Origin of the sequence: Reinekea sp. (genome assembly GCF_046710285.1) — a bacterium.
Classification (GTDB): domain Bacteria; phylum Pseudomonadota; class Gammaproteobacteria; order Pseudomonadales; family Natronospirillaceae; genus Reinekea.
In genome coordinates, this window is the sequence record NZ_JBKEGY010000005.1 from 97,685 (window position 1) to 117,227 (window position 19,543).

The following is a 19,543-nucleotide window of genomic DNA, read 5'->3' on the forward strand; positions in this document are numbered from 1 at the left end:
CGGCCTACCGCTTCTAAAGTTAGGAGCTGAAGTGCCTGGCATAAAAAAACCCGAATTAAATTCAGGCTTTTTTTAGGCATTTTAAACAGGTTGATTACTCAACCAAATACTGTTCAATTTGCTCTAGGTCTTTAACCGATAATTGGCCGGCTTCGTTTTTAAGTCTCAATAAGTTCAAAACATAATCATAACGAGAGTTGTTTAAGGCATTTTGTGCACTAAACACAGCAACTTGTGCATTTAGAACTTCTACAATATTACGAGTACCGACATCATAGCCAACTGTGGTTGCCTTCAACGCACTTTCACGTGATTTTAACGCTTGACGCTGCGCCTCTACGTTTTGAGCATCGGCCCGAACGGTTCGGTAGTAGTTGCCGACCATCACTTGCTTAGCACGTTGCTGTGCAATAAGGGCTTGCTCGGCGATGTTGTTATTGATGCCTTTTATTGCGATATCGGCTTCAGTTGCACCGCCGGTGTAGAGAGGTACGCTAATATTAACTCCATAGCTTGCGCTCCAATGAGTTTCATCGCCGTAGTCAGTCGGGATTTTATCGCCAAAGCTATCGTTATATTTAACTGAAATAGAACCCGTCACTGTTGGCAATCTATTTTGTTTTGTGGCATTTAATGCAAGCTGACCGCTTTCAAGGTCTTTCTTGGCTTTCAAAATAGTTGGATGATTTTCTTTTGCGAAGTCGATCCAATCTTGCATGCCTTCAAGCGCTGGTGCTTGAATTGGAAGGTCATCAGATAAGTCCATTGCACCAGAGAAACTTTCACCTGTTGCTATAGATACAGTCTGCATTGCGATATCGTATTGTGCTTGAGTACGAATAAGGGCTACTTTAGATTGATCAAGTGTTGCGCTGGCATCGAGCACATCGGTAATGGTCACTAAACCAACTTCATAACGCTGATTGGTTTGATCATATTGACGCTCAACCGCTTCAACTTGCGCTTTTGCTACAGCTAATGCATCTTGAGCGCGCATAACACTGACGTAGTTTTGAGCAACGTCGACGATTAGCTGCTGCTCTTTTATTTTAGTGGAGATATCAGCGGCAGATGCGTTTACTTTTAATGCATCATACGCACTGAAGGCCGCCAAACTAAAAATAGTTTGTTGCAACGAAATACTGGCGTTGACACTTTGAGCTTCGAAATCGGGAAGAAGCGCATCTTTGCCACTCTCGCTGCCAACTCCATAACCCGCAGAAGCCGAAACCGACGGCAGTAACCGAGCTAAACCACTATCAACGTTAGCTTCTGCAATTTGTTGTTGTAACCGAGTAATCTCAAGCCCTGTATCATTCGAAAGAGCTTGTTTATAGGTGTCTATAATTGATTGAGACGCGCTGGCTACTCCGGTAGCGGCGATCAAACTCAGACAGGCGATCCATTGTTTAGTCAACATGCGTAATTCTCGAAAGTCAGGTAAATTTATAATGTCATTATGGCTGAGCATTATTTGTGAAGCCAGCTCTATACTGAAGCCCCAAAAGTCACAAATAAAGCATTCTATCGCTACATTTACGAAATGATAGCGCATTTAGACTAATATTTTTGTCACTTTCTACTCAGCACAATGATTCATCTTTTGCTAAGATCATCCGCCCAATGCTCAAACCCTTGCACAAGGCTTAACTATGCAGCGCGACACCGATAACTTTGAACACAAGATTTTAGCCAACGAATCGCTGTACAAGGGCTTTTATCAAATGAATAAACTGAGCATTGCTCATCAACGTTTTGAGGGCGGCGAACAGCGTATTGAGCGTGAACTCCTAAATCGGCCTAATGCCGTATGTGTGTTGCTGGTCGACCTTGCTGCCGGTAAGTTTGTCTTCGTTGAGCAGTTTCGCGTTGGCGCTATGCATACACCAAACCCGTGGCTCATTGAGTTAGTGGCTGGCTTGATCGATAAAGACGAAACTCCTGAAGAAGTCGGTCGTCGTGAGGCGATGGAAGAAGCCGGAGTTGAACTAGGCAGAATGGAGTTCATAACCAAGTATTTCCCTTCACCCGGCGGCACTAATGAATGGATATACCTCTATGTCGCCGAAGTCGACAGCCGACAAGCCTCGGGCATTCACGGCTTAGCCGAGGAAGGCGAAGATATTCGCGTGCTGACGCCTTCAATTGACGAAGGCTTAGGTTGGTTAGCAGAGGGTCGTATCAACAATGCGGCCAGTATCATTGCTTGCCAATGGCTACAATTAAATCTAGATCGCCTAAGACTCACGTGGGCATGAAAAAATACATCCCCGATGTCGCTAAACACGCTGCCATGTGTGAAGCAAACTTTGTGCGTTTACAACGTTTGCTGGGTGATGCGACCCAACCGCACTACCACTTTAGCTGGACCGACAGCCAAGACGGCGTAATTGATGTTGCTATAGAGATCATTGAGCGATTTAAATATACAACCACGCTTAAACTCACCAAAACACTCCATTATTTACCCAAGCACGCCAGTTCAGTTGAGCTAATTGTGCGCTTGTATGATGACGCGCGTATGGCGGAGGTCGTCAATCTTGCGCAAGGCGAGCAACTCGCTGGGGTTTATCGCTATCCTAACCATCAAATGTATCAAATTGATGAAAAAGCCCAAGCTAATCATTATTTAGGGGAGTGGCTGAGCCATTTACTTGCCCATGGGATGAGCAAAGAAAGTTGGACTCCAAGCTAAGTTAGGCTAAAGTTAAGAAAACTAGACTATAAATGCTGACTAGATCACGATTTTCGCTGACATTTGTGCGCAATGGATGACATTGCCTATATTGTTTGTGTATAACTATAAATAACCAAACACATGGAATAATGGCCACAATGGAAAAAGCGTTTACGCTGGTCCAAATTACAGACCCCCACCTCCACGCCAGTTCAGAAGGAACTTTGCTGGGGATGAACACCGAGGACAGTCTCAAGCTTATCGTTAAGCGTGTTCAAGAGGAAGTCTCAAACATAGATCTCATCTTAGCCACTGGCGATATTGCCCAAGACAGCAGTGTCGGTGCTTATGAGAACTTTGTGTCTTTTGTCGAACCCCTAAAAGCGCCCATGCGTTGGATTCCCGGTAATCACGATAACCGCGAAAATATGGCAACCGTTGCCCAGGGTACCGACTATGCGAACGCCATTACTGAGCTTGGTAACTGGGTTGTTGTTATGCTCGATTCGGTAGTGCCCAAAAAAGTATACGGTAGCCTTGCCCAAGACCAGCTCGACACTCTCAAGCAAGCTCTCGAACAGTTTACCGACAAATACATACTGATTGCCTTTCATCACCATCCCGTTAGCATGAAAAGCCAGTGGATTGATAAAATAGGCGTTAAAAATTCTGACGAACTCCAGAAAATAATCGCGCCGTATAACAACATTCGTGCAATTGTTTGCGGCCATGTTCATCAAGCCAGCGATGTCGTCATAAACGGTTTTCGATACATCTCCACACCTTCGACCTGCGTTCAATTTTTACCTGAAAGCAAAGATTTTGGTATTGACTCATCTGGCCCTGGCTATCGAACGCTCACGCTCAACCCCAATGGTGAAATAGACACTCATGTTTCCCGCATTGAAGGCGTCGATTTTAAAATCGATTATACCCAGCAAGGCTATTGATTGGTTTAATCCTCAAATAAGCGATCTGCTTTCTACCAATAGCCTGTCGCTCGCTTTTCCGTTATCCTAACCCCCTTGATTTTATTAAGTTTTTTGAAGAGGCAACCTGTCGTATGAGTAAGAACAACTACTCAGCTGAAGCTATTGAAGTACTCAGTGGTTTAGACCCCGTCCGTAAACGTCCGGGCATGTACACTGACACCACACGGCCAAACCATTTAGCTCAAGAAGTGATTGATAACTCAGTCGATGAGGCCATTGGCGGCTATGCCGACCAGATTGACGTGGTGCTTTATAAAGATAACTCCCTCAGCGTCACCGACAACGGCCGTGGTATGCCAGTAGATATCCACCCCGAACATGGTATTCCGGGTGTCGAGCTCATTCTGACTCGCTTACACTCAGGCGGTAAGTTCTCGGGTAAAAACTATCAATTTTCAGGTGGTTTACATGGTGTAGGGGTATCCGTTGTAAACGCCTTATCTACTACGCTCGAAGTCACTGTTAAACGTGACGGCGAATTACATCGCATGGGCTTCCAAAATGGTGATAAAGCCACTGAGATGGAAGTCATTGGCAAATGCCTAAAGAAAGAAACCGGTACAACGCTGCGTTTTAAGCCGGATGAATCTTATTTCGATACCGGAAAGTTTTTAGCAAGTCGATTACGCCATGTATTGAGAGCCAAAGCAGTCTTATGCCCTGGCCTAACTATCAATTTCTTCAATGAAGAAAAAGACGAAAAAGATACTTGGTATTATGAAGACGGCCTAAAAGACTATTTACTCAGCGCCACCCAATTCTATGAAACACTGCCAAATGAACCCTTTATTGGTTCCTTTTCAAGTGAAACCGAAGCGGTCGATTGGGCGATTCAATGGTTACCTGAAGGCGGCGAAGGCATTGGTGAAAGCTATGTCAACTTAATTCCAACTGCGCAAGGTGGTACGCATGTCAATGGTTTACGCCAAGGCTTGCTCGATGCCATGCGTGAGTTTTGTGAATACCGCAGTTTATTACCACGCGGCGTAAAATTAAGCCCAGAAGATATTTGGGACAAGTGTTCGCATGTGTTGTCGTTTAAGATGCAAGATCCGCAGTTTGCTGGCCAGACTAAAGAGCGCTTATCGTCTCGACAAGCCTCTGCTTTTATTTCGGGTGTTGTTAAAGACACCTTCGCCTTATGGTTAAACCAGCACACTGATGTTGCTGAACTATTAGCTGAGCTTTGTATTAGCAATGCCAATGCGCGTATGCGCAAAGCGAAAAAAGTTGCCCGTAAAAAAGTTACCAGTGGTCCTGCTCTACCCGGCAAGCTCGCAGATTGTTCTGGCAACGATGCCATGGCGGGTGAATTATTTTTGGTGGAAGGTGACTCAGCTGGCGGCTCAGCAAAGCAAGCACGTGATCGTGTTACTCAAGCTATTTTGCCACTTCGAGGTAAAATTTTAAACACTTGGGAAGTCGACAGCAGTGAAATTTTAGCCAGCCAAGAAGTTCATAACATTGCCGTTGCTTTAGGCGTAGACCCCGACTCAGATAACATCGACGACCTACGTTACGGCAAGGTATGTATTTTAGCCGATGCCGACTCCGATGGTTTACACATTGCCACGTTATTGTGCGCCCTGTTTGTACGCCATTTCAGAAAACTTGTAGAAACCGGCCACGTATACGTAGCGATGCCGCCATTGTTCCGTATCGATATTGGCAAGGAAGTTTACTACGCACTAGACGATGACGAACGCATTGGAATTTTGAACCGTTTAGAAGCAGAAAAGAAACGCGGTAAAGTTCAAATTCAACGCTTTAAGGGCTTGGGTGAAATGAACCCAATGCAATTACGCGAAACCACAATGGACCCAAACACCCGTCGCCTAGTTCGACTTACCATAGAAGACGGTGACCAAACCGATACCATGGAAATGATGGACATGCTGCTCGCGAAAAAGCGTTCAGGCGATCGTAAATCATGGTTAGAAAGTAAAGGTAATTTGGCCGATATAGAGACTGCGGTTGAGTTGGTTGAGTAATCCTTACAACTTAGTTTATGCCACAGAACAGAGGCCTGATTAGTGAAAATTAACAGGCCTTTATTATCGCAGCATCACTTTGTTTCTCCCTGCTTCCTTGGCCTTATACATTCTATTATCCGCGACTTCTACCACGGTTTCATAGTTTTCGCCATCGGGGCCGACTTCTGAAACGCCTAGACTGGCCCTATAAAACTAAAATTAGAACGGCATAACTTCTAGTCACTTTACCTCACCTAATTGCCAATCATAAATCCTCTAATTAATTAGTATGATTCTTCAAATATTGTGACTGATTTTCAATCAATTGGTTTGAGCAATCCAAGACTAACGACTAAAGTAAATATGACCAACGGCCGATATATCTTCCACGCTAAACAACATTCTGGAACCGCTATGTTCAAATCGATCAAAACGCGAGTGTATGCGCTTGCCTTACTGCCTTTGTTAATTATCGCTATTACAGCGATTTATTTATCGTCTAGCTCGATAAACATGCTTGGTGCAAACGTTCTAAATACAACCGAGGATGCCATTATGGCGGCGGAGCGCAATCGGCTTAAGTCACTGTTAGATTCTGCGTCAAGTCTAATTGAGCCTTACATCGCGATGCCAGGCGATTCAGGGAAAGCAGAAGCAATCGCTCTACTTAAAAACTTTGTTTTCGATGAAGGCATTGGATATATCTATGGTTATGACTATGACGGAACAAGACTCTTATTAGGGCCATCAGAGGCAGGCCTTGGAGAAAGTTTCTGGGACCTTCAAGACCAAACAGATCAATATTTACTTAGAGATATGGTGAAGATAACTAAGGGCAATAAGTCTGGCTTTTACACCTATCATTTTCCTAAACCTGGTGAAGATGAACCGAGTCCTAAGTTTGCTTATGTCGCGGGCATTGATAAATGGAACATGTTACTAGGCTTAGGTCTGTACTTTGATTCTATTGATGGTGTATTAAGTAATATCAATCAAGACCTTTCTACTGCGCAAACCTCAAGCGTTTCCAAAACTACTTTCAGTATTATTTTAGTTATTCTGATCACTGCAATCATCGCCACATTTGCGATTCGGAAAATATTGGTTTCATTAGATAAGCTTGCGGAGTCAGTCGATGGACTCGCCAGTGGCAAGGGCGACTTAACGATGTCATTGCCATTAAGAGGTATCACTGAACTTGATCATATTGCTTCAAGTTTTAATGCATTTATCAACAACCTTGCCGATGACATTAAAATCCTCAAAACGGCTAGTGATGATTTAAAAGCAATGTCTTCTTCTGCCGGCACTGCGCAATTACAACTTTCCAACGAAGTAGAAAGCCAAAGAGAAAACACTCTGCAAGTTGCCGCTGCAATTGAGGAGATGAGTTCGACCGCTTCCGAAATTGCTGGCAATGCAGAAAACACCAGCAACATTGCTGACACGGTTCATGCTGAAATAAACCAAGTGCTGGTGCAGGTAAACACCTCAACGGATCGAATTACAGACTTAAGTAACGTATTGAACAGTGTTGATGGCTCAGTGGGTGAACTTGTCGAAAACGTGCAGGGAATTCACCAAGCCCTAGACGTTATTCAAAGCATATCTGAACAGACTAACTTACTGGCTCTCAATGCGGCGATTGAAGCAGCACGTGCTGGTGAGCAAGGACGAGGCTTCGCAGTGGTTGCAGATGAAGTGAGAACATTGGCCCAGCGAAGCCAACAAAGCACCATTGAAATTGGAGAGATTCTTAATAAGCTGAGTGAAAGCAGCAAACGCTCATCGGAAGAAATGGCAACCACCACTGATAGTCGCAGCGCTGTTATCGAAGCCATGAACACCATTAAGACGCTCGTGGAATCTACGACCAATTCGATCAAGCAGCTCACTGAAATGAATACCATGGTAGCGACTTCTGCCAATGAGCAATCAGCAGTCGCATCTGATATCACAAGAGCGGTTTCTGAGATAGCAACTAGCTCAGAAGAAATCAAGCAGGGTACCGAAGCAACTCAAAACCAATTTATTGAAGTAAGTCGATTAGCTGGAATGGTCGATGAAGTTTCTTCAAGGTTTACGGTTTAGTTAAATTTGCGTTTTAAATATGGTAAAGCCCAATGCTAGGCATTGGGCTTTTGTTTACTAGAACTAAGTTGAAGTTAATTTAGAACAATGATTTGAACAGGGTTGTAAGTCGTTTCAATAAACCCAGTAAGTGCATTTGTATTATGTCCTACAACTTTAACACCGGCACTTGCGTTTGGCGCTGCTGTTTGTACATGCACACCAACATACAATTCTGAACTATTGCTTTGGATATCACCAATATTGAAGTCGCCTTCACCTAAATCGATCGCCTTAATTTTATCATCACCAGCTTCTATGACATAGACAGAATCGTATTGATAATAAGTTGTCCAGTCTCCAGGAGTTTCATAACCCCTATCACTGCCTACAAAGTAGATATCTCCATTTGGTGCGATATCTAAATCCATCAGGTTACCGACTGTTACATTATTGCCACCATCATTGATCACGCCATCTGGAACAACTTCATCAACAGCATAGCCATTTGCAAGGTCAATTGAATAAAGACCACCGGTATATTTTTCAACGGTATCTGAGTTGCCATAGTCGCCGCTAGCGACAACATACAACTTATTATTTAAGTAAGTAATCTCTGACGCATTGCGACCCAGCAGTGCGATTGCTTGAGTACCGTTAGTATTATCAGAATCCGCATCAATGATCGTGTTAGTTGTCGTATTAATAACCACAACTGCAGAGTTATCCTTAGCATTAAAACCATCGAGGCGAGTGAGTACTACAAATAATTTGTTACCGACTATTTCCATGTCAGCCATATGGGGCTTCGTATCCGCACCTGCAGAAAAAGTAGAAAGATCTATTTCATCGATCAAAAAGTCATCTTCAACTTCTGCTAAAGGATTAACCAACCAAAGCATTGGAGAATCTGTTCTTGATATATAAGCTCGATCCTCACTCACGAAAACCATACCCGCTGGGTTGGCACTGCTGTCATCTCCTAACACAGAGTATTCTAAACCGAGAGAAACAACGCTAGTCTCTGAATTTAGTTTCACACTGGTAAGCGTATCGTATTCATATCGACCTAAGCGATAAAAGTTATCACCGTTAACTGCAATGGCGATGTCGGCAGGGTTTGTGGTATGAACTTGCTTTTCAATAACGACATCAGACTCATCTTCCGTATCACCGATAAAAATTACATCACTCGTCCCATAGCCAGGGACCACTGCAGCAACCATCAGATTAGCTTCAAACCCCTCTACCGATGTTGACCCTTCGCTTAATGGATCACAGGCTGACAGTGCTAAGAGTGCACTAATTATTAGTATTTTTTTCACGGTTTTTCTCCAAATTTATGTTCGTAAGTTAAGGTATAAGTTCGGCCCGGTAAAGGCTTACGGCTATAATCGAAATGGGCTCGATCCAGAATATTGTCAACACCAAACGTCAGGCTCGAGTTTTCATGCTGCCAACGCACTTGTGCATTGAGCTGGTGTTTTTCAGGCGCTTGCGTCGAGTTTGCTCGATCAAAATACAGGCCTGCTTCATAAAGGTAATTAAACTGAGTATTCCATTGTTCAGACAGTTGGTAATTTAGGTTATTATTGAGTGAAATCGGGTAGTAACCTGGGACTCGCTTCTGATCGTATGCCTTTAAACTCGAAGTGGCTAAGCTGTAAGAATAAGCCCCTTGGTGCTGAAGCTGAAACCGACCTAACTCTGTGCCTACTTGCCATTCATATCCAACAAACTGAGTGCTATCTAAATTTATATATCTGCCCATTCCTTGTGCGTTATACACTGGTGTCATGGTATTTTTACTGTCACGAACATAGACGCTGGCTTCAAGTTTAACAATGGCTAACTCTGCATATACGGTCAGATCAAATGAGGTCGCAGACTCATCTAAAAGCTCAGAGTTGCCCGAAAAGGCACCTTGATTACCAAAGCGCTCAACTAAATTTGGGACCCGATATGCTTGTTGAGCATTGACTTGCATAAAATAAACCTCGTTACCCACACGCAACCCAGCATTGCCACCGATACTGCTTTTCTGCTCAGTTACATCGCCACTATTATCGGTCAAAGATAACAGTCGGACATTCGACATGAGCGTAACTAGATCAGAATAAAAAACTTCTGCGCCAAGGCTATTGGCGAATTGGGTGCGAGTTGCATTGAGAGTTTCACCCTTATCGGAATCATCAATAATAAATTGATCATAGCTGATAATATTCGCTGCCGTAATCAATCCAAAAGGAGCACTGTAGACCGAGCTATGATTTAGCTGGCCGCTACTCAATGTGTCTTCACTGTCGATTTTATATAAACTCGTTGAGCCATCAGTATTATTAAACAAACCTGTGTCCTCTTCTAAATCGAATCGCAAAGAGGTGTCTATATTGGGTAACCATTGATTCACATTTAGCGTTGCGAGGGCAGATAATTTTTCTTGAGCGTAATAGGCTTTATTCGTTTTCGTATTATGACTATCGGGGAGTTGCTTAACATCTGAGTAGTATGAAACAGCAAAGCCAGCATTACCATTATTGGTTTCTCGAGTCACAGACGCTCCCGCTGCTCGCGAGCTAAACTCGGCATTATTTCTTGTATCAGGGTAATCGTCTAACGAATTATTAGCGGTACCATTATCGTTAATATATTCAAATGCATTGCCGGAGTATTGAAGTGCGGCGTAACCATTTACAATATAACGGCCATATTGCTGATTGACCGTCGCAGACATTCGGCCATGCTCAAAACTCCCCAACTCCAGCAACAGACTGGCCTCATTTTGAGAAGATTTTTTTCGAATAATATTAATCGCGCCACCCGGACTGCCCATGGCTAATTGCCCAGGCGAACTCGATTTATACACTTCAATACGTTCGATATCGGCCAATAGAATACTCTGAACGTTTGATCCACCGCCCCCCGCATTCGATTGCAAAACACCATCAATAAATACTTGAGTTTGCTGACTAGGAGCCCCACGTATGCTTAGACTTGAATAGGCTCCGGTTTCACCAGTGCTTTGTAATTGAATACCTGGGGTAAGTTCTAAAACATCGGCAACGGTGACGTCATTGGCATGAAACTGCTCACTCGATATAACCGATACGGCGGCGTTACTGAATTCTGGGGAGGTTTCATAGGCAGGTGTAATTTCAGAATAAACCACAGGCAACTGGCTTTGCACCGGAAGCGGATCATTTTGTTGTTCTGAAAATAGACTACAGGATAAAAATAGCAATCCTGCAGAAATAAGGAATTTCTGCGACATGCACCCACCGTACTGATAAATGAATCAGGCCGGTATCCGGACTTGAAAAAGCCAGCGAAGCGCTGTTGAATTGAACCCTTCCCGCGTTTGCAGTGGTTAATTTCAATTCAATGGTTTACTCTTTCTCACCGTTGCGGGGGCAGTACTGGACTTGAACCAGTTTCCCGTTTAAACAACTAGGTCACCTGAATTTTGCAGAGAGTATAGAGTGAATCTCGATACAGTCAATCCTTTAGTTACTGAGCCACAGCCCAAAAACCGGGCTATTCTCATCACTATTGGCGTATCAGTCTTGCTGCATATGGTCATATTAAGCCAAAATTTCCTAGAGACTTCACAGGCCGCTAAATCCCATACCAATGAGAAATCCGCCACCCTCTCATTAACTGTTATTAAACCGAGACCTGTCATAGATCGAGACAAATCAGCTCAAGATAATCCAGTGAAATCTGATAGCGAGAGTGCAGAGTACTCCGAGCCCAGTAGAGAAGTTATTACGACTGCGACCAAAAGTATTGCAAGCGCTAGCCCCAAGGTGAAGGTTTCAACACTTAGCGATGAAGCAGTTAAACTCATTGAGCCCAGTGAAGTGATTCACCAAAAGATTCAACAGGCCCTTCCTGAAACACCACTTGAAACTATTGCCAGTGAAGAAAAAGTCACTCCAACGTCAAGTAACGCACAAAAATTAATAAACCATATTGAATCAGTTGAACAAACAGAAACAGAAACAGAAACAGAAACAGAAACAACGACTGCACAACTGATTGAAAAAACAAGTATTATTAAATTTTCCTTACCTCGCTTTAAAGGGAACACACCTATTGCCATCACGCCCACCCTCGCACAGCGTAAACGTCAGTTTGGTCGAGTTATTGTTCGCGGCTACGTGAATGGGCTAGGCAAGCTTGAGCAAACAACGGTATACCAAAGTTCCGGCTATGAAATTCTTGATGATTCTGCCTTAGAGCAAGCAAGTCAATGGCAATATGCGCCTGCTTCTAATGGTTTTGAAGCTTCCGGGCATTGGGTAGAAATACCCATAGAGTTTCGCTAACGACTCACAATCAGCTCTAATAGAGATTTTAAGTTTACAGCCACTGTATATTAACAATAAGGATCTTGAATGGCTTCACTGCAATCCAACATTAAAACGGCACTCAAAAAGAACTTAGCACCTGGTCTAGCGTTGCAAACGCTAGCCCTAAGCATTGCTCTTTGTTATTTTTATGTCCCCTCTACAGAGTGGATCTTTATTGCACTTGGCGATTTAAAAAGCTCACTTAGCTGGAAATATGCAATGATTTCTACCGCGCTTTTTGGCGGCATCATTCCATTTATCTACTTGAAGATGAGTGGACAGATTACAGGAAATCCAACAAAGGTATTTCTCTTCTATGCATTGTTTTGGGCTTATAAAGGCATCGAAATAGATTACCTTTATGCACTGCAGGCTCAATGGTTTGGGGAAGGAAATACAGCGCCGATATTGGCGAAAAAAGTAATCGTCGACCAGTTCGCCTATGGCCCTCTTTGGGCCGCACCGAGTATGGCGATTGCCTTTCTTTGGATGGAGTCTAATTTTAATTTGAAACTATGGCTAACACGTCTAGATCGCGAGCTTTGGTTTATACAAATACCCACGACCTTCGTTACCAATTGTTTAATTTGGTTGCCGGCTGTTACGATTATTTATGCTATGCCAACACAATTACAAATACCGCTATTCAATTTAGTGTTGTGCTTTTTTGTTTTACTGCTTTCAGCCATTAGTGTACGTAAGCAACCCTAAACTTAGGCAGCAGAATAGTCGCCTAAGTTTTTCAACCAAATACCTTTTATTGCGCGCTTAATGACCATGACAGCCTTCGCAGCTTCTTCAACGAGGACCATTGCATAAACCCATACATAACTAAGTTCGAAGTAAAAGGCGGCCAGCATGGCGGCAGGTATCCCTAATGCCCACATGGCGACCATATCAACACCTACGATGTATTTACTGTCGCCACCGGCACGTAAAATGCCGACAATAATCGTCATGTTGAGAACTTTTAACCAAAAACTCAAGCACATGACCCACATCAATTGCATGCTTAACTGATAAAGTGGTTCCGACGGACTAATGAGCCAAGGTAAAAATATAGGGCTGCTGGCAAGCAAAACTAAACCTACAATTAAAGAACCTAAAGGTGCAAAGAAGCTGAATTTACGGGCTAAATATTTTGCCGTATCGAATTTATCTTGGCCTAGGTTCTGGCCAATCAGCACCGAACAGGCCGTTACTAAACCAAAAAATAACGAGTGGTATAAACCTTCAATAGGGCTAATTAAACTCAGTGACGCCAGTGCATCGGTGCCCTTAGCTGAGGCTATGCCATGATAAACAAACGACCCAAAACCCCAGAGGGTAAAGTTAAGCGTTAAGGGCCAAGCAATGGTATAAAACTGCTTGGCGTGTTTAAGCACTTCTTGTTTAGCTTTTAGCAATCGGCCTAGAGATAGTAGGTGGTGGCGTCGTGCGAGAATCCAAAAGAATAAAAGCACTTGAATCAAGCGCGCGATATCACTGGCAATAGCAACACCGCTTGATCCTAGCTCTGGAAAAAACCAAATACCATGAATTAGCACATAATTAAGCGCAATGTTAATAACTATCGCAATGGCTGCCAAAATTAATGGCAGCATGGTTTCGCTACGAGCCCGTAGCGCGCTTTCATAACAGATAAGAATATGTGTTAGAAATAACAGCGGTACCGTAATGCGTAAGTAAGAAGTACCTAGTGCGATAAGGTTCTCATCGTCACTTAGCAATGAAAGCAACTGCTCCGGCATGACGGTAAACAACAACGCCACAGGTAACATCAATACAAGCCCACTCACCATGCCCAACGCAAGTATTCCCTGGCTTGATTGAGTTGAGCCACGCCCATAATATTGCGCAACCAGCACAGATACTGCCGAGCCCAAGCTCGCCATAACCATGACTAATACGAAATGGAGCTTAGCTCCAATACCAATTGCTGCGACTGCTCCCGCGCCAAGCCCCGCCACCATGAATACATCGGACATGCCTAACAACGATATCAATACACTTTGCATTGCAACTGGCAACGCTAGCTTAAGAACTTGGCTTAATAGGGATTGCGGCATAAGCAGCGCCTTTCATGGGGATTATAAAAAGAATGCAGAAGTTTAGGTTTATACTGGAGAAACGCTATGGTTAGAACTATTATTGGCATGTTAAAAACTATCATCCTTCAAGCCACCAAGGAACTAAAACAATGAAGTTTTCAAATCATTTAGAAATTGGTGAAGAATGCTTTGAAATATTTCTAACCAGCGATGTATTGCCTGAAATGACCTTGCATCAAATTCACATGGCGGGTATTGCACATTTAAAGCCACCTTATGTTATCGAACGTACTCAGCTCAATTTGCATACCTTACTTTTTACAACATCAGGGCAAGGTAAGTTAACAACAGAAGCAGGCGAGCAATATATAGAACCCAGTTCTATGACCGTCCTGCCTGCCAGAACCAACTATCGCTTTGAAATAGACGATGATCATTGGGATATGTGTTGGATACTGTTACCGGAAAAAATAAATTGGCAAGCCATTGTTCCCAGCAAAGCCGTTATCAGACCAACTGCACAGGCTTTAAACATATTCCACCTTTGCCATGTGATCGATCAAGAACGGAATCTTGACGGCTCTTTTCGAGAGCAAAGTTTGCAACAACTGGCACGCTATATTGAAATAAACCTCAAAGCGCATCCCACCGAAAAAGAGGACCGCCTCACAGCCGCGTTTAGCCAAGTGAACCAATCGCTACACAAGCCTTGGACCGTCGCAGACATTGCCCACTTAACCTACTATTCGGAACCCCACTTGTATCGGCTCTGTAAAGAACGCTTTGGCAAAAGCCCAAAACAAGTAATCCGTGATTTGCGCATCGATAGAGCCAAGCAATTACTAACACTGACCGATTGGCCTATCACTGAGTTAGCCCAACGGGTTGGCTTTTCCGATGCCTTCAATTTTTCAAATCGCTTTAAAAAAGAAGTTGGCACAAGCCCAAGCGCTTTTCGACTGCTTGAACGAAATATTGCGCATAAGTTGACATAACACAGCGACAACTGTCTGATTCGTGCATAATATACGCCCGTATATTAATTATGGCATCAGCCGAATCGAGGTGTAAGTGCACTATATTGAGAAAATACATCACCATGCCCAAACACGCCCGGACATTAATGCGATTTCACAAAAGCTGGATGATACGTGGCGTCACGTTACTTGGCGCCAACTTTGGCAGCAAGTTGAGCTGACCGCTCGCCAACTGCAAGCAGACGGCGTAGCACAGGGTGACCGTATTGCTATTTTTGCAGACAACTCAATCGAATGGACCATCGTTGATTTTGCCTGTATTTATCTTGGAGCCGTTAGCGTACCGGTTTATGCAACCTCCAGCCCAAATCAGCTGCAATATATACTCGACCACAGTGGCGCCAAAGTGCTGTTTGTCGATGCGAAACTTATTAATACTTTTGTTGAAGCAAAACCGAAGCTTAGCCAAACCATCAATGCAATAAGCTTCGGTTCGACAGAACATAACTTGCCAAGTTTTGAACATTGGCAGCAATCTGGTTCAGTCCGTGTCAAAGCCCTGAGTATTTATAAGCCTAACAAAGAAGATCTATTAACGATCATTTATACCAGCGGTACAACAGGTGACCCAAAAGGCGTGATGCTTAATCATGGAAACCTAATGGCTGTGATTAAAGTACATCTAGAAAGCTTAGACTATTCTGACACTGACCGATCACTTGCAGTGCTGCCGTTAAGCCATGTCTATGAACGGGGCTGGACTTTCGTTACTCTTTATCTTGGAGTCCACAATCACTACCTTGCTAATGTTAATGAATTACAGGCCTCTCTTTTAGACGTTAAACCTCACGTTTTCTGCGCCGTACCCCGAATTTTTGAAAAAATTCACGCTGGCATTTTTGCTAAAGCCAAAAAGGCAGGGGTGGTCAACCTGGCAATTCTCAATTGGGCTAGTTTTCGTGTCTTACGCAACCAGCGACTACTTCAACAAGGTAAAAAACTAGGCGTTTATCGCAAAGCATCCCAAGCTATTGCGGTTAAGTTGGTCGGGAAGAAAATCCAACAAGCACTCGGCGGCAACATTCGTTTTATGCCAAGTGGTGGCGCTTCCTTAGATCCAGAAATCCATGGTTTTTTCTTGGGCCTAGGCGTAAATATCAAACTTGGTTATGGTATGACAGAAACCTTTGCCACCGTCTCCTTTATTCCTGATACTGGGTATAAACTCAACACGGTTGGAAAACCCATTCAAGATATCAGCATTAAAATAGACCCCAAAGAGGGTGAAATTTTGGTCCGCAGCCCATGCATGACATCTGGCTACTACAAAAACCCAGAAGCCACCGCAGAGCTTTTTCAAGATGGCTGGTTAAAAACAGGTGACGCTGGCAGTATTGATGAGCAGGGTAACTTGGTATTCCGTGAACGTCTGAAAGAACTCATGAAAACATCGGGCGGGAAGTACATTGCCCCGCAGCAAATAGAAGGTGTGCTCATTAGAGAGCCGTTATTTGAGCAGGTAGCGGTTATTGCTGATAGCCGTAAGTTTGTTTCGGCACTCATTGTGCCAGCTTGGCAGCTTCTAGAAGAATACGCACAAAGCATTAATATTACTTATACCGATCGTGTCGAACTATTACGACATTCGAGCATCATTGAGCACGTAAAACAGCGTTTAGAATTAGTGCAGCATGAACTTGCGAAATATGAACGTGTAAAGAATTTCACGCTGCTTGTACGTGAATTTTCTATTACCGAAGGAGAAATAACGCCAACGCTAAAGTTACGTAGGAAAGTCATTTCCGCTCGTTTCTCCGAATCCATCGACAAAATGTATGGGTTATAAGACAGACAGACAATGCGGATCGGTCCCAATTAATCACTGGGGCCGATTTTGCTGGCTCGCCTTATATTCACATCTAGGATCTATATTTTCTAGAAACCACTCATAATCATGAGCATGCAATATCCCCAAAAAAGGATGTTTCAAACCCTTCACATTATCAAAACCCTTAAGCGCCTGATAGTAGGGAGTTTCTAGCTGCTCATCCCAGCCTGATACATTAGGTGAGGAGGCGTATGCACCTAAAAAATACTTCACAACAAGCTCTTCGTTAACCTAGACCAAACTGTAATTATTATTTTGACCAATTTAGGACAATATCGTTATGACTCACAATACCGACCACTATATCATTTTCTATCACGGGGGCAGACACTAACCCATACCTTTCAAATAAGCGTGCGCAATATTTGACGTTCATTTCAGGCCGAACACTCACAAATGGTTTAATCATAATTTCATACAGGTTAACGCGCTCGGGTGAGCGATCTGTAGCAATAACCGCATGAGCAATATCTGACAATTGCACCATGCCATATTCATCATGATCATCTCGACGCTTTATAATCACTTTCCGATAGCCTTTATCGTGCATTAATTCCAAGGCTTCAGCGACCGTCATTAAACCATCAACAACTTCAAAGCGTTGATTCATAACTTCTCGGCATGTTAATGAGCCAGCAGTCATATTTTCTCCTCCACTATATCGGATAATTCCTTTATTTGATGAGAAACCCCCAGTGCGTCTTCAACATCAATTTGAAAGACTATTCCAGTGCCGGGTGTCATATCAAAGTGTCCTGTGTCAGCAATAGTTTCTAATATCGTTTTTGCTAGGTGTTCTTCAACTAAGAACAAAATCACATCTCGCTGAGTATCTAAGCTTAAACCTAAGAAGGTTTTCTTTGCTTTTACGCCTTCACCACGAGCATTATTTATAATCGTTGAGCCCGTTGCGCCTGCTTTACGTGCACTTTCTACGACTATATCGGTTTTTGAGTCTTCGACAAACGCAATCAACAGTTTGAAACGCATAGCAGTACCTCTTCTATAAATTGACCGTTGCCGGCATGTTATTACTTAAACGAACTTTCATCTCGCTTAGCTTTAATTTCTGACAGTTTGGCGTAGGCCATCACGGTCATTATTGGGAATAGACTTGCAAACGCAATGAGACCAAAACCATCGATCATTGGATTACGATCCGGAATGGTTTCAGCCAAACCTAATCCGAGTGCAGCAACCAGCGGCACGGTCACAGTAGAAGTTGTCACGCCTCCAGAATCGTAAGCAAGAGGAATAATCATTTTTGGAGTGGTGAGCGTTTGTATGATCACAATGACATAGCCACTGATAATAAACCAATGAATTGGATAACCCATTACTATGCGCCAAGTGCCTAATGAAATGCCGATGGCAACGCCTAATGCAACCGATATGCGTAAGCCCCAAATACCAATCGCACCACCGGAGACTTCTTTGGCTTTGATAGCAACCGCAATCAATGAAGGCTCGGCTATGGTTGTGCTCGCTCCGATAGCAAATGCAAACAGATACACCCAGGCATAAGCTTGCCATTCGATACCTTGGCTCATTTCACCAATAAAACTCGGTGCTGTCAGCTGTGCGGCCATCAGTTTCCCAACTGGAAATAAGGCCCGCTCAAGGCCAACTAAGAAAAAAGATAAACCAATTAATACCAGGAAGAAGCCAAATAATACCTTTGGCATATCGGTTATTTTTTTTCGTATCACCAGTAATTGAAAGCCAAAAATAATACTCACAATTGGAATAACATCAAAAACAGTTTGTTTAATGGTCCTTAACAGCTCAAATAGCAACTCCATCATATCGGTCCACTGTAAATGATATTAATCGCAACACCATAAAGCATCACGAATATGATGGGCGTTAAGGATGCCATTGCGATGAGCCCAAAGCCATCGACCATGGGATTTCGTCCTTTGATAGATGAAGCTAACCCAATACCAAGCGCGGTGACTAATGGAACCGTGATGGTCGAGGTTGTCACGCCACCGCTGTCATAAGCAATACCGATAATTTCTTTTGGCGCAACAAGCGTCGTCAGTACCACTAATACGTAACCGCCGATGATTATGTAATGAATTGGCCAGCCTTTAAGAATTCGCATAACACCGATTAACAAGGCAATGCCGACGCTTAAAGCAACCGTAAGACGCAATCCAAAGGCGTAGCTTCCTTTGGCCTCCTCGCTATTGGGAATCATACCGCCAACACCCGCAACTTCGGCAGCCTCTGCAGCCACGGCAATCAAGGCCGGCTCAGCCACTGTTGTGCTAAAACCCAACGCAAAGGCAAAGCACAACAACCAAAACAAACTTCCTTTGACGGCAAAGGCACGAGCCATAGACTCGCCGATAGGAAATAAGCCCAGTTCGAGACCCTGAATGAAGATCGTTAGGCCAAACACAACAAATAAAGCACCAACGATTAAGTTCAAAACATCGGGTAAGGGTTGCTGAAGCACTAAAAACTGAAAGAATAGAATGACGATGACAATCGGGAGTAAATCACGAAAACTGTTGAACATGTTTCTCAAAAAACCAATCATCCGCTAAGGGGTCTC

At 43.5% G+C, this 19,543-nt stretch carries 18 protein-coding genes, 1 pseudogene and 1 riboswitch; of the genes and pseudogenes, 9 read left to right on the forward strand and 10 right to left on the reverse strand.

Going from position 1 to position 19,543, the window contains the following annotated elements:
• Positions 1-94 precede the first annotated feature (94 nt).
• Entirely contained in the window at positions 95-1,555 is a 1,461-nt protein-coding gene (locus ACI882_RS05465) for a TolC family outer membrane protein (RefSeq protein ID WP_411746384.1), read from the reverse strand.
• A 97-nt stretch (positions 1,556-1,652) separates the two neighbouring features.
• On the opposite strand from ACI882_RS05465, the gene ACI882_RS05470 reads away from it, so the two are divergent.
• The 4 genes from ACI882_RS05470 (at position 1,653) to parE (ending at position 5,660) form a co-directional block, all read left to right on the forward strand.
• Positions 1,653-2,258 (forward strand): NUDIX domain-containing protein, encoded by a 606-nt coding sequence (locus tag ACI882_RS05470; RefSeq protein ID WP_411745042.1) that lies wholly within the window; start codon positions 1,653-1,655, stop codon positions 2,256-2,258.
• On the forward strand, positions 2,255-2,695 hold the full coding sequence (locus tag ACI882_RS05475; RefSeq protein WP_411745041.1) for a DUF1249 domain-containing protein: 441 nt from the start codon (positions 2,255-2,257) through the stop codon (positions 2,693-2,695). Before ACI882_RS05470 ends, ACI882_RS05475 begins: the two co-directional genes overlap by 4 nt.
• Positions 2,696-2,835: 140 nt before the next feature.
• A complete protein-coding gene (cpdA, locus tag ACI882_RS05480; protein WP_411745040.1) occupies positions 2,836-3,627 on the forward strand; it encodes a 3',5'-cyclic-AMP phosphodiesterase in 792 nt (263 codons plus the stop codon).
• Positions 3,628-3,740: 113 nt separating this feature from the next.
• On the forward strand, positions 3,741-5,660 hold the full coding sequence (gene parE / locus ACI882_RS05485) for a DNA topoisomerase IV subunit B (RefSeq protein WP_411746385.1): 1,920 nt from the start codon (positions 3,741-3,743) through the stop codon (positions 5,658-5,660).
• A gap of 63 nt (positions 5,661-5,723) precedes the next feature.
• Here the strand turns inward: parE and ACI882_RS05490 are convergent.
• A pseudogene (locus ACI882_RS05490) lies at positions 5,724-5,837 on the reverse strand (GGDEF domain-containing protein); the annotation flags it as partial.
• A 219-nt stretch (positions 5,838-6,056) separates the two neighbouring features.
• Between ACI882_RS05490 and ACI882_RS05495 the strand changes: the two are divergent.
• Positions 6,057-7,733, forward strand: coding sequence for a methyl-accepting chemotaxis protein (locus ACI882_RS05495; protein WP_411745331.1), 1,677 nt, complete (start codon positions 6,057-6,059; stop codon positions 7,731-7,733).
• A 74-nt stretch (positions 7,734-7,807) separates the two neighbouring features.
• Here ACI882_RS05495 and ACI882_RS05500 read toward each other — a convergent pair whose 3' ends face one another.
• Together ACI882_RS05500 and ACI882_RS05505 are read right to left on the reverse strand one after the other, a co-directional pair.
• The gene (locus tag ACI882_RS05500) at positions 7,808-9,037 is read right to left on the reverse strand and encodes a hypothetical protein (protein WP_411745330.1); all 1,230 of its coding nucleotides are present in this window, start codon (positions 9,035-9,037) and stop codon (positions 7,808-7,810) included.
• Positions 9,034-10,983 carry a TonB-dependent receptor gene (locus tag ACI882_RS05505; RefSeq protein WP_411745329.1) on the reverse strand — a complete coding sequence of 650 codons (1,950 nt, stop codon included), beginning with the start codon at positions 10,981-10,983 and terminating at the stop codon, positions 9,034-9,036. Before ACI882_RS05505 ends, ACI882_RS05500 begins: the two co-directional genes overlap by 4 nt.
• Positions 10,984-10,992: 9 nt before the next feature.
• A riboswitch (cobalamin riboswitch) is annotated at positions 10,993-11,187 on the reverse strand.
• A gap of 4 nt (positions 11,188-11,191) precedes the next feature.
• On the opposite strand from ACI882_RS05505, the gene ACI882_RS05510 reads away from it, so the two are divergent.
• Positions 11,192-12,040 (forward strand): energy transducer TonB, encoded by an 849-nt coding sequence (locus ACI882_RS05510; RefSeq protein WP_411745328.1) that lies wholly within the window; start codon positions 11,192-11,194, stop codon positions 12,038-12,040.
• Positions 12,041-12,109: 69 nt separating this feature from the next.
• Positions 12,110-12,775: a hypothetical protein gene (locus tag ACI882_RS05515; protein WP_411745327.1), complete on the forward strand. Its 666-nt coding sequence runs from the start codon at positions 12,110-12,112 to the stop codon at positions 12,773-12,775.
• A gap of 2 nt (positions 12,776-12,777) precedes the next feature.
• Here ACI882_RS05515 and ACI882_RS05520 read toward each other — a convergent pair whose 3' ends face one another.
• The gene (locus ACI882_RS05520) at positions 12,778-14,133 is read right to left on the reverse strand and encodes an MATE family efflux transporter (RefSeq protein ID WP_411745326.1); all 1,356 of its coding nucleotides are present in this window, start codon (positions 14,131-14,133) and stop codon (positions 12,778-12,780) included.
• Between the two features lie 131 nt (positions 14,134-14,264).
• Between ACI882_RS05520 and ACI882_RS05525 the strand changes: the two genes are divergently transcribed.
• Both ACI882_RS05525 and ACI882_RS05530 read left to right on the forward strand, forming a co-directional pair.
• Positions 14,265-15,110, forward strand: coding sequence for a helix-turn-helix transcriptional regulator (locus ACI882_RS05525; RefSeq protein WP_411746386.1), 846 nt, complete (start codon positions 14,265-14,267; stop codon positions 15,108-15,110).
• 76 nt (positions 15,111-15,186) lie between these two features.
• Positions 15,187-16,938, forward strand: a complete 1,752-nt coding sequence (locus ACI882_RS05530) for an AMP-dependent synthetase/ligase (RefSeq protein WP_411744983.1) — start codon at positions 15,187-15,189, stop codon at positions 16,936-16,938.
• 33 nt (positions 16,939-16,971) lie between these two features.
• On the opposite strand, the gene ACI882_RS05535 is transcribed toward ACI882_RS05530, so the two are convergent.
• Genes ACI882_RS05535 through ACI882_RS05555 form a run of 5 tightly spaced genes read right to left on the reverse strand, consistent with a single transcriptional unit; the run spans position 16,972 to position 19,507 of the window.
• Positions 16,972-17,193 carry a DUF4862 family protein gene (locus ACI882_RS05535; protein ID WP_411744982.1) on the reverse strand — a complete coding sequence of 74 codons (222 nt, stop codon included), beginning with the start codon at positions 17,191-17,193 and terminating at the stop codon, positions 16,972-16,974.
• 37 nt (positions 17,194-17,230) lie between these two features.
• The gene (locus ACI882_RS05540; protein WP_411744981.1) at positions 17,231-17,623 is read right to left on the reverse strand and encodes a CBS domain-containing protein; all 393 of its coding nucleotides are present in this window, start codon (positions 17,621-17,623) and stop codon (positions 17,231-17,233) included.
• Complete coding sequence (locus ACI882_RS05545) at positions 17,620-17,970, reverse strand: P-II family nitrogen regulator (protein ID WP_411744980.1); 351 nt, start codon at positions 17,968-17,970, stop codon at positions 17,620-17,622. The genes ACI882_RS05540 and ACI882_RS05545 overlap by 4 nt, the downstream gene beginning before the upstream one ends.
• Before the next feature lie 41 nt (positions 17,971-18,011).
• Entirely contained in the window at positions 18,012-18,782 is a 771-nt protein-coding gene (locus tag ACI882_RS05550) for a DUF1538 domain-containing protein (RefSeq protein WP_411744985.1), read from the reverse strand.
• Entirely contained in the window at positions 18,782-19,507 is a 726-nt protein-coding gene (locus ACI882_RS05555) for a DUF1538 family protein (protein ID WP_411744979.1), read from the reverse strand. The genes ACI882_RS05550 and ACI882_RS05555 overlap by 1 nt, the downstream gene beginning before the upstream one ends.
• Positions 19,508-19,543: the final 36 nt, after the last annotated feature.